Annotated in this window: 8 protein-coding genes and 1 pseudogene; 7 read left to right on the top strand and 2 right to left on the bottom strand. The window is 72.1% G+C overall.

Features of this window, described 5'->3' with window-relative positions:
- Window positions 1-113: 113 nt before the first annotated feature.
- Window positions 114-1,347, top strand: a pseudogene (locus ABVB68_RS32210) (MFS transporter).
- Here the strand turns inward: ABVB68_RS32210 and ABVB68_RS32205 are convergent.
- A complete protein-coding gene (locus ABVB68_RS32205) occupies window positions 1,284-2,447 on the bottom strand; it encodes a hypothetical protein (RefSeq protein ID WP_353604723.1) in 1,164 nt (387 codons plus the stop codon). The pseudogene ABVB68_RS32210 and the gene ABVB68_RS32205 sit on opposite strands and share 64 nt — an antisense overlap.
- A gap of 217 nt (window positions 2,448-2,664) precedes the next feature.
- Window positions 2,665-3,606, bottom strand: coding sequence for a 5-dehydro-4-deoxyglucarate dehydratase (locus ABVB68_RS32200; RefSeq protein WP_353604722.1), 942 nt, complete (start codon window positions 3,604-3,606; stop codon window positions 2,665-2,667).
- Between the two features lie 223 nt (window positions 3,607-3,829).
- On the opposite strand from ABVB68_RS32200, the gene ABVB68_RS32195 reads away from it, so the two are divergent.
- The 6 genes from ABVB68_RS32195 to ABVB68_RS32170 all read left to right on the top strand — a co-directional run bounded on the left by ABVB68_RS32195 (window position 3,830) and on the right by ABVB68_RS32170 (window position 10,033).
- A complete protein-coding gene (locus ABVB68_RS32195; protein WP_353604721.1) occupies window positions 3,830-4,639 on the top strand; it encodes an NAD-dependent epimerase/dehydratase family protein in 810 nt (269 codons plus the stop codon).
- Window positions 4,640-5,077: 438 nt separating this feature from the next.
- Complete coding sequence (locus tag ABVB68_RS32190) at window positions 5,078-5,848, top strand: DeoR/GlpR family DNA-binding transcription regulator (RefSeq protein WP_353604724.1); 771 nt, start codon at window positions 5,078-5,080, stop codon at window positions 5,846-5,848.
- A gap of 75 nt (window positions 5,849-5,923) precedes the next feature.
- Window positions 5,924-7,294 (top strand): ABC transporter substrate-binding protein, encoded by a 1,371-nt coding sequence (locus tag ABVB68_RS32185; RefSeq protein ID WP_353604720.1) that lies wholly within the window; start codon window positions 5,924-5,926, stop codon window positions 7,292-7,294.
- Window positions 7,291-8,226, top strand: a complete 936-nt coding sequence (locus ABVB68_RS32180) for a carbohydrate ABC transporter permease (RefSeq protein ID WP_353604719.1) — start codon at window positions 7,291-7,293, stop codon at window positions 8,224-8,226. The genes ABVB68_RS32185 and ABVB68_RS32180 overlap by 4 nt, the downstream gene beginning before the upstream one ends.
- Complete coding sequence (locus tag ABVB68_RS32175; RefSeq protein WP_353604718.1) at window positions 8,223-9,047, top strand: carbohydrate ABC transporter permease; 825 nt, start codon at window positions 8,223-8,225, stop codon at window positions 9,045-9,047. Before ABVB68_RS32180 ends, ABVB68_RS32175 begins: the two co-directional genes overlap by 4 nt.
- Window positions 9,044-10,033 (top strand): zinc-dependent alcohol dehydrogenase family protein, encoded by a 990-nt coding sequence (locus ABVB68_RS32170; protein WP_353604717.1) that lies wholly within the window; start codon window positions 9,044-9,046, stop codon window positions 10,031-10,033. The genes ABVB68_RS32175 and ABVB68_RS32170 overlap by 4 nt, the downstream gene beginning before the upstream one ends.
- The last annotated feature ends 4 nt before the right edge of the window (window positions 10,034-10,037 follow it).

Below are 10,037 nucleotides of genomic sequence, written 5' to 3'. Positions count from 1 at the left end.
CGCTGGAACAGCTCCCACAACTCGTCCGGCACCATTCGCTCAACCATCACCACACAGTGAAGATTACCCAGCACTCCAAATGAGACGACGTCTTAGGACCACGATGGCCGGGCATGACGACTTCCTGGACCGTGATCCGTGTGCTGCGGGACCGCAATGCCGGGCTGTATCTGACCGGGCTGGTGGTGTCCGCCTTCGGCACTTCCTCCCTGTGGCTGGCGTCGGGCGTGTGGGTCAAGGACCTCACCGGGTCCGACGGCCTGGCCGCGCTGTGCACGCTCGCCCTGTGGGCGCCCACGCCGGCGGGCCCGGCGCTGGGCGCGCTCGCCGACCGTTTCCCGCGGCTGCCCCTGCTCGTCGTTCTGGACCTGGGCCTGGCGGTCCTGCTCCTCACCCACCCTGTTCACCGTCGACTCGGCCGGCCGGCTGTGGCTGCTGTTCACCGTCCTGTTCCTGTACGGCACCGCCGGCGTGATCCACGACGCCGCCGAGTCGGCGCTGGTCGCCGCCGCCGTCGTCCCGGACCTCCTCGGCGACTTCAACGGACTGCGGATGTCGGTCACCGAGGGCATGAAACTCGTCGCTCCGCTGACCGGGGCGGGCCTGTACGCGGTCTGCGGCGGTCCGGCCGTGGTGTGCCTGGACGCCCTCACCTTCGTCCTCGCCGCCGGACTGTGCACGCTGCTGCGGGTGCGCGAGGAGCGGCCCGCCCGGCCGGGTGACGGCCGGCGGCGGACCGCGGCGGGCGTCCGGTACCTGTGGGGCCACCCGGGGCTGCGCCCGCTGGTCCTGGCGGGCGGTACGACGATGCTGCTGTCCGGGCTCGCCGGCTCCACGGTGTACGCCGTGGTCGACCGGCTCGGCCACTCCCCCGCCTACGCCGGCGTGCTGTACTCCTTCCAGGGTGCCGGTTCCGTGGTGGTGGGGCTCGTGTCGGGGCCGGCGTTGCGCCGCTTCGGCGGGCGCCGGTTCGCGGCGGCGGGGATCGCGCTCACGGGGGTCGCGACGGCCGCGCGGGCCGTGCCGTCGGACCCCGTCGCCCTGGTGTCCGGGGTGGCGGCCGGTCTGGGCCTGCCGTGTGTGCTGATCGCCGTGTTCACCGCCGTCCAGTGCGAGACCCCGGGTGCGCTGCTCGGCCGCGTGACGGCCACCGCCAACACGCTGGTCTTCACTCCGACCGTGGGCGGACTCGCCCTGGGGGCCGGCCTGGTCGAGCCGGCCGGCCCCGGGCTGCTGCTGCCGCTGTACGGCCTGGCACTGCTGCTGACGGCGGCCGGGCTCGCTCAGCGTGCCGTCAGCGCCTCGCGCACCGCCGCCAGGTCGTCGTCCGACGCCAAACCGGCGTGATACAGCCGCAGTTCCGTGGCCCCTTGCGTACGCGCGCGTGCCGCGTCCGCCGCGAGCGTGCCGGGGCTGCCGCCCATCCCGGCGACGACGGTGAGGTTGGCGGCCAGTACCGTCCCCCGCCGGGCCTGTTCGGCGAAGGGCGCCAGCAGCTCCGTACCGCCCGCGCAGGGAACCACCACGCCGTCGGCCACGGACAGAATGTGGGCGGGGTCGACGCCCGCGTTGGCACCGCAGTGATAGGAGACCGGGTCGGCGTGCAGCAGCACCTGGAAACCGGCGGGCGCGGCGGCGCGCACCGCGGCGACGGCCTCCTCCTGCAGCGTGCGGGCGGTCCGCTCGCGCCACGCGCGCGTGGCGGCCGCCGTCTCCTCGCCGAGCAGCTTCCCGACCGTGGGCCAGCCCCCGTCGGCGGCCGTACCCCGCCACAGCGGCTCGAGCGCGGTGCGCACGGCCGCCGGCAACCCGTCGGCGTCCAGACCGTGCTCGCCGTAGCCCGCGCGGCAGGACGGGCAGAAGCACAGGGACATCAGATACTGCCCGGCATCTCCGAGACCCACCCCGGAGATCTTGTCGTGGGCGTGCAGGTGCTGGAGTCCGTACCAGCCGAGGGACTCCAGCTCGGTGCCGTGCGCGCCGGGGCGTACGGCCGCCTCGGCGGCCAGGTCGGCCAGATACGCGCGCGTGGCGGGCTGGGCGATGCAGGGCGCCCACGGATAGCGGTCACCGTAGGCGTTGACGACCGAGGTGTCCGGATGCTCGGAGCCGAGGCGGGAGTTGTGCGCGAGGACGACCCAGGTGTGCACCTCCAGACCCGCTTCGGCGAGGGCCCGGGCGGCCTCGCCGTACGCGTCGCCGGGGGCCCAGCGGCCCGCGGGGTACGGGCGCAGGCCGCGGCCCGCCCAGCGCTCGCCCGGCGGATAGAGGACGGCCGCGTACTCGGCGGTGACGATGCGGTGGGCCGGGTGGCGGGGGGTCAGGGCCCGCGTGGAGTGGTAGGCGGCGGCGAGGGTCACCTGCTCCACGCCCAGCCGGGCCGTGCGTGCGGCGGCCTCGGGGTCCCCGGTCACGTCCCAGGGGTAGACGAACGCCGACGCCTTCACGCCGCCTCCTCGATCAGCGGGAAGCGGTGCCCGGTCACGCGGCCCCCTGCCACAGCCCTGCCCGCACGCCCCACCGTGCGCTCCCCTCCGCCGGCCGCAGCCGCACGCCCCCTCACCCGGCCCCTTCCCCCAGCCGTACCCGCACGCCCCACCGCCTGGCCTCCAACGGCGGCGGCACGCACGGGCGTCCGGTCTGCCGGCGTTTCCCCGCGCCCGCTCACGCGTCCTTCTCCAGCAGCGCGTATCCGCGCTCGATCAGCTGGGCGAGTTGCTTGACGTGGTCCTCGGCCGGCTCGTGCAGCGGGGGACGGACCTCGCCGACGTCCAGGCCGCGCAGTCTCACTCCGGCCTTGACCAGGGAGACCGCGTAGCCCCGGCCCTGGTCGCGCAGTTCGACGAACGGGCGGTAGAAACCGTCCAGCAGCCGGTGCGCGGTGGCCGTGTCGCCCGTCCGCAGGGCCCGGTGGAAGGCGAGCGCGATCTCCGGGGCGAAGCAGAAGACGGCCGACGAGTACAGGGTGATGCCGAGGGCCCCGTAGGCGAGTTGGGTCTGCTCGGCGGTGGGCAGGCCGTTGAAGTACAGGAAGTCGCCGCGGGCCTCGGTGCGGACGGCGCTGACGATCCGCTGCATGAGGTCGAGGTCGCCCACGCCGTCCTTGAGGCCGATGACACGGTCGGTGCGGGCCAGTTCGGCCACGGTGCGCGGGGTGAGGACCGCGTTGTCGCGCTGGTAGACGACGACGGGCAGGGCCGTGGCCACGGCGATCTCCCGATAGTGCCGCAGCAGGCCCTCCTGACCGGCGAGCACCAGATACGGCGGCATGGCGAGCAGGCCGTCGGCGCCCGCGCCCGCGGCGAGACGCGCGTAGCGCACGGCGAGCGCGGTGCCGTAGCCGGCGCCCGCCACCACCGGGACCCGCCCCTCGGCCGCCTCCACGGCCACCCGGACACAGGCCTCGAACTCCTCCGGCAGCAGCGCGTGGAACTCCCCGGTGCCGCAGCAGGCGAACACGGCGGCGGCACCGGCCGCGACGCCGCGGCGCACGTGGGTGCGGTAGACGTCGAGGTCGAGTGAGCCGTCCGGGCCGTAGGCGGTGACGGGGAAGAAGAGCGGCCCGCTCGGATCGCGGAGCCGGGCGGCGAGCGGGGCAGGCGTCACGAGCGCTCCCTATCGGTGCATGCTTCTGACCATCGTCCATATCTCTGAACGATCTCACGCTACGGGCCCCCCTCGGAGCGGGTCAAGCGCACGAACACCCAAGACAGCGGCGGAATTCCGTCACGTCACGGCACACTTGACGCGACACGCCACCCCTCCCTAGCGTGTCCACGCATGTGAATCTGGTCTACAGATACGGCCGTTGACGTCAAGGAGACCGAGGATGCCCGCTCCCCGCACCGTTCTGCTCACCGGCGCCGCCGGCGGGCTCGGCACCCTGATGCGGTCCCTGCTGCCGGAGTACGGCTACGCACTGCGCCTGTTCGACATGCGCCCCGTCGAGGACGAGCCCGGCGCGATCACCGCGGACCTCTCCGACAAGGACGCCCTGCGCGAGGCGGTCCGGGGTGTCGACGCGATCGTGCATCTCGCGGGGATCTCCCTGGAGGCGCCCTTCGAGAAGATCCTGCGGTCGAACATCGAGGGCACCTACAACCTGTACGAGGCCGCCCGCCTCGAAGGCGTGCCCCGGATCGTCTTCGCCTCCTCCAACCACGCCGTCGGCTTCACCCCGGCCCCGGGGGAGGGCGATCCGCTCATCCCGGTCGACACCCCGCGCCGCCCGGACACCTTCTACGGTCTGTCGAAGTCCTTCGGCGAGGACCTGGCCCAGCTCTACTGGGACAAGCACGGCCTGGAGACCGTCTCGGTCCGCATCGGCTCCTGCTTCCCGGAGCCGAACAGCGTGCGCATGCTCTCGGTGTGGATGAGCCCGGCCGACGGCGCCCGCCTCTTCCACGCGGCGCTCACCGCCGAGAGCGTCGGCCACACGGTGGTCTACGGCTCCTCCGCCAACACACGTCTGTGGTGGGACCTCTCGAGCGCACGGGCGCTCGGCTACGAGCCCCGGGACGATTCGGAGCCGTACGCGGAGAAGCTGATCGCCGAGCAGGGCGAACTGGACCCGCGGAACCCGGCCCAGAGCCACCTGGGCGGCCACTTCGTCAACGACCCGCCCATCTGGCCCTACTGAGCCGCGCGACCGACTCACCCAACCGGCCGGCTTCGGCCCCACCGAGCCGCTCGACCACTTCACCGAACCGGCCACCCGGCCCCACCGAGCCGCACGACCCCCACCCAACCGGCCACCCGGTCTCACCGAGCCGCACGGCGACCTGGCCGAACCCGCCGTAGCGGGCCTCCGGAAGGCCTCGGACGGCGTGAAACGATCGCCCCACGCGCGCGGGCGGGCACCGAACGGGCCCGCCCGCCGCCGTGTTCGGGCATCCGGGGTGCCCGCTCCCACCCCGTCTCCCCCGGCCCCGCAGGTCCGCGGCGGGCACACCGCGCGGCGAACGGGCACACCCGGGCACTATCGGGCCTGCAACAGGCCTGGTCAGTGCCGCGCTCCGACTGTAGAACTTCCCCCATGGGCCCGAACGGGCAGCTCGATGGGGAAGTGGGTGACGACATGGGCACCAGGACGGCGGAGGAACGCCGGCGCGAGATCGTGCGGGCCGCGCGCTCCACCGGCTCGGTGGACGTCACCGCGCTCGCCGCCGAGCTGGGCGTGGCCAGGGAGACCATCCGGCGTGATCTGCGCGTTCTGGAGGGTCACGGCCTGGTCCGCCGCACCCACGGGGGCGCCAGTCCGGTGGAGAGCGCCGGCTTCGAGACGACGCTCGCCTTCCGCGCCACCAGCCACGTGCCCGAGAAGCGCCGGATCGCGGCCGCCGCGGCCGAACTGCTCGGGGACGCCGAGACCGTGTTCGTCGACGAGGGCTTCACCCCGCAGCTCATCGCCGAGGCGCTGCCGAGGAACCGGCCGCTGACCGTCGTCACCGCGTCCCTGCCGGTCGCGGGCGCCCTCGCGGAGGCCGAGCACGTCTCGGTGCTGCTGCTCGGCGGCCGGGTCCGCCCGGGCACGCTGGCCACCGTCGACCACTGGACGACGAAGATGCTGGCCGGCTTCGTCGTCGACCTCGCCTACATCGGCGCCAACGGCATCTCCCGCGAGCACGGCCTGACCACCCCCGACCCGGCGGTCAGCGAGGTCAAGGCGCAGGCGGTCCGGGCCGCGCGGCGGACGGTGTTCGCGGGCGTGCACACCAAGTTCGGGGCGGTCAGCTTCTGCCGGTTCGCCGAGGTCGGCACGCTGGAGGCGATCGTGACGAGCACCCAGTTGCCGGCCTCGGAGGCCCACCGATACTCCCTGCTGGGCCCGCAGGTCATCAGGGTCTGAAGTCTCCCCTCACCCCCTTGGGGCGTCCCACACCTCCGGGCGCCCCTTACGTCCCCATATCTCCAGGAGCGATCCATGCGTACCCCGAGCCGACGGAGGCCGCGAGCCACGCTCGCCCTGGCCGCCGCAGGGACGCTGCTCGCCCCGCTGCTCTCCGGCTGCTGGGTCGGCGCGGGCGGGAGCGGTTCCGGCGGCGACTCCATCAACGTCCTGATGGTCAACAACCCCCAGATGACCGAGTTGCAGAAGCTGACCGCCGCGCACTTCACCAAGGACACCGGCATCAAGGTCAACTTCACGGTCCTGCCCGAGAACGACGTGCGCGACAAGATCAGCCAGGACTTCGCCAACCAGTCCGGCCAGTACGACGTGGCCACCCTGTCCAACTACGAGATACCGATATACGCCCGCAACGGCTGGCTGCACGAGATGAACGGCTACGTCGCGAAGGACCCGTCGTACGACGAGCAGGACGTGCTGAAGCCGATGCGCCAGTCCCTCACCGGCGACGACGGCAAGCTCTACGGGCAGCCCTTCTACGGCGAGTCGTCGTTCCTCATGTACCGCAAGGACGTGTTCGCGGCGAAGGGCCTGACGATGCCCGCCCACCCGACCTGGCAGCAGGTCGCCGCCCTCGCCGCCGAGGTGGACGGCGCGCGGCCCGGCATGAGGGGCGTCTGTCTGCGCGGACTGCCCGGCTGGGGCGAGCTGATGGCGCCGCTCACGACGGTCGTGAACACGTTCGGCGGCACCTGGTTCGACAAGGACTGGAAGGCACGGCTCGACTCGCCGGCCTTCGAAAAGGCGACGAAGTTCTATGTCGACCTGGTCCGCAGGCACGGCGAGTCCGGCGCCGCCCAGTCCGGCTTCGCCGAGTGCCTGAACAACATGACCCAGGGCAAGGTCGCCATGTGGTACGACGCCACCTCCGCGGCGGGCCTGCTGGAGGCGGCGGGGTCCCCGGTCAAGGGCAAGCTCGGCTACGCCCCCGCCCCGGTGGAGAAGACCCGCTCCTCGGGCTGGCTCTACACCTGGGCGTGGGGCATACAGAAGGCCTCCCGCAACCCCGACAAGGCCTGGAAGTTCATCTCCTGGGCCTCCGGCAAGGGCTACGAGCAACTGGTCGGCGACACCAGCGGCTGGTCGAACGCCCCCGCCGGCAAGCGGGCGTCGACCTACACGAACGCCGCCTACCGCAAGGAGGCCGCCGCCTTCCAGGACATGACCAGGCAGGCCATCGAGAGCGCCCGTCCGAACGACCCCGGCGTGCAGCCGCGCCCCGCGCCCGGCATCCAGTTCGTCGGCATCCCCGAGTTCACCGACCTGGGCACCAAGGTCTCCCAGGAGATCAGCGCGGCCATCGCCGGGCGCACGTCCGTCGACTCGGCCCTGCGGAAGTCCCAGCAACTCGCCGAGAAGATCGCCAAGGAGTACGAGGGACGATGACAGCGACGACGGCCCCGCTCACGGCCACCCCCGCCCGGACGGTGCGGCAGCCCCCGGCCCGGCTGCGCGCCTGGGCCACCCGCGCCCCGCTGCTGCCGGCCCTGGTCTTCATGATCGTGGTGACCCAGCTGCCCTTCGTGGCCACGCTGGTGATCTCCTTCTTCGACTGGAACGCGCTCTACCCCAAGGCCCGTCACTTCACCGGCCTGGACAACTACCACCAGGTGCTGACCGACGCCGATCTGCGCCACTCGGTGTGGACGACCGTGCTGCTCACGGTGGCCGTGGTGCTGGCCAGCCTGGTGCTGGGACTGGCACTGGCCCTGCTGCTGGACCGGCGGTTCCGCGGCCGCGGCATCGTCCGCACCCTGCTCATCGCCCCCTTCCTGGTGGTGCCCGTGGCCGCGGCGCTGCTCTGGAAACATGTGCTCTACAACCCCGAATACGGCCTGTTCAATGGGTTGTTGCACTATGTGGGCGGCCCACAGCCCGACTGGATCTCCCGCACCCCGCTGCTCGCGGTGGAGGCCTCCCTGGTCTGGCAGTGGACGCCGTTCATGATGCTGATCCTGCTGGCCGGACTGCAGAGCCGGGACCAGCAGCAGATCGAGGCGGCCCGGGTCGACGGCGCGAGCGACTGGCAGGTCTTCCGCCATCTGACCCTGCCCCATCTGCGCCGCTACCTGGAGCTGGGCGCCCTGCTCGGGTCGATCTACATCGTGCAGAACTTCGACGCGGTCTTCACGATCACCTCCGGCGGGCTCGGCACCGCCAACCTGCCCTACACCGTCTACCAGAGCTTCTACCAGGCCCACGAGAACGGGCTCGCCTCCGCCGCGGGCGTCCTGGTGGTCATCGGCTCGATCGTCATCGCGACCTTCGCCCTGCGCGTGGTGTCGTCCCTGTTCCGCGAGGAGGCGTCCCGCGCATGAACGCCGTACGCAGAGGTGGTCTCGGTCTGCTGGCCTGGCTGACCGGAATCCTGTTCTTCCTGCCGATCGCGTGGATGGCGCTGACGTCCTTCCACTCCGAGTCGGACGCGGCGGCCAACCCGCCGTCCTTCGCCGCCTCGCTCACCCTGGACGGCTACCGCGAGTTCTTCGGCAGCGGTGGCGGCGCGAGCCCCTGGCCCGCGCTGGTCAACTCCACGGTGGCCTCGGTCGCCTCGACGCTCTGCGTCCTGCTGCTGGCCCTGCCGGCGGCCTACGCGCTGTCGATCCGGCCGGTGCGGAAGTGGACGGACGTGCTGTTCTTCTTCCTGTCCACCAAGATGCTGCCCGCCGTCGCGGGCCTGCTGCCGATCTACCTCTTCGCCAAGAACGCGGGGATGCTGGACAACATCTGGCTCCTCGTCATCCTCTACACCTCCATGAACCTGCCGATCGCGGTGTGGATGATGCAGTCCTTCCTCGCCGAGGTACCGGTCGCCGTCATCGAGGCGGCCCGGGTGGACGGCGCCCGCCTGCCCGTCATCCTCGCGCGCGTGGTGGCCCCGATCGCCCTGCCCGGCATCGCCGCCACCGCCCTGATCTGCTTCATCTTCAGCTGGAACGAGCTGCTGTTCGCCCGGGTCCTGACGGGCGTGGTCGCCGAGACCGCCCCCGTCTTCCTGACCGGCTTCATCACCAGCCAGGGCCTCTTCCTGGCCAAGGTGTGCGCCGCGTCGCTCGTCGTCTCCCTGCCGGTGCTCGCCGCGGGGTTCGCCGCCCAGGACAAACTCGTCCAGGGCCTGTCGTTGGGAGCCGTGAAATGAAGGCCGCCGTCATCGAGTCCGTGGGCCGCGCCGTCGTCACCGAGGTGCCCGATCCGACGCCGGGTCCACGCGAGGTCGTCGTCGAGGTCGCCGCGTGCGGCCTGTGCGGTACCGACCTGCACATCCTCCAGGGGGAGTTCGCGCCCAAGCTGCCGATCGTCCCCGGGCACGAGTTCGCGGGCGAGATCGTCGGCGTCGGCACCCAGGTCACCGAGGTCGCGGTCGGCGACCGGGTGGCCGTGGACCCGTCCCTCTACTGTTACGAGTGCCGCTACTGCCGTGACGGTCACAACAACCTGTGCGAGCGGTGGGCGGCGATCGGTGTGACGACGGCGGGCGGCGCGGCCCGCTACGCGGTGGCGCCCGTGGCGAACTGCGTGAAGCTGCCCGAGCACGTGCGCACCGAGGACGCGGCCCTGGTGGAGCCGCTGTCCTGCGCGGTGCGCGGTTACGACGTGCTGAGGTCGAGGCTGGGCGCCCACGTCCTGATCTACGGCTCGGGCACCATGGGGCTGATGATGCTGGAGCTGGCCAAGCGCACGGGCGCCGCGAGCGTGGACGTCGTCGACGTGAACCCGGCCCGACTGGAGACGGCCCGCCGGCTGGGCGTCACGGGTGCGGCGGCCGGCGCCGACGAACTGGACCGGCCGCAGGGCTGGGACGTGGTGGTGGACGCCACCGGCAACGCGGCGGCCATCCAGGACGGTCTGGACCGGGTGGCGAAGGCGGGCACGTTCCTGCAGTTCGGGGTGGCCGACTACGCGACCCGGGTGACGATCGACCCGTACCGGATCTACAACCAGGAGATCACCGTCACCGGTTCCATGGCCGTGCTGCACAGCTTCGAGCGGGCGGCCGAGCTGTTCGCGGGCGGGGTGCTGGACCCGGACGTGTTCATCAGCGACCGGATCCCGCTGGAGCGGTACCCGCAGGCGCTGGAGCAGTTCGCCGCGGGCGTGGGACGCAAGATCGTCGTGGTGCCGTAGCCCG

The sequence above is a fragment of the Streptomyces sp. NPDC096012 genome, assembly GCF_040426375.1.
Classification (GTDB): Bacteria; Actinomycetota; Actinomycetes; order Streptomycetales; family Streptomycetaceae; genus Streptomyces.
This window is presented reverse-complemented; position numbering and strand designations above follow the sequence as displayed.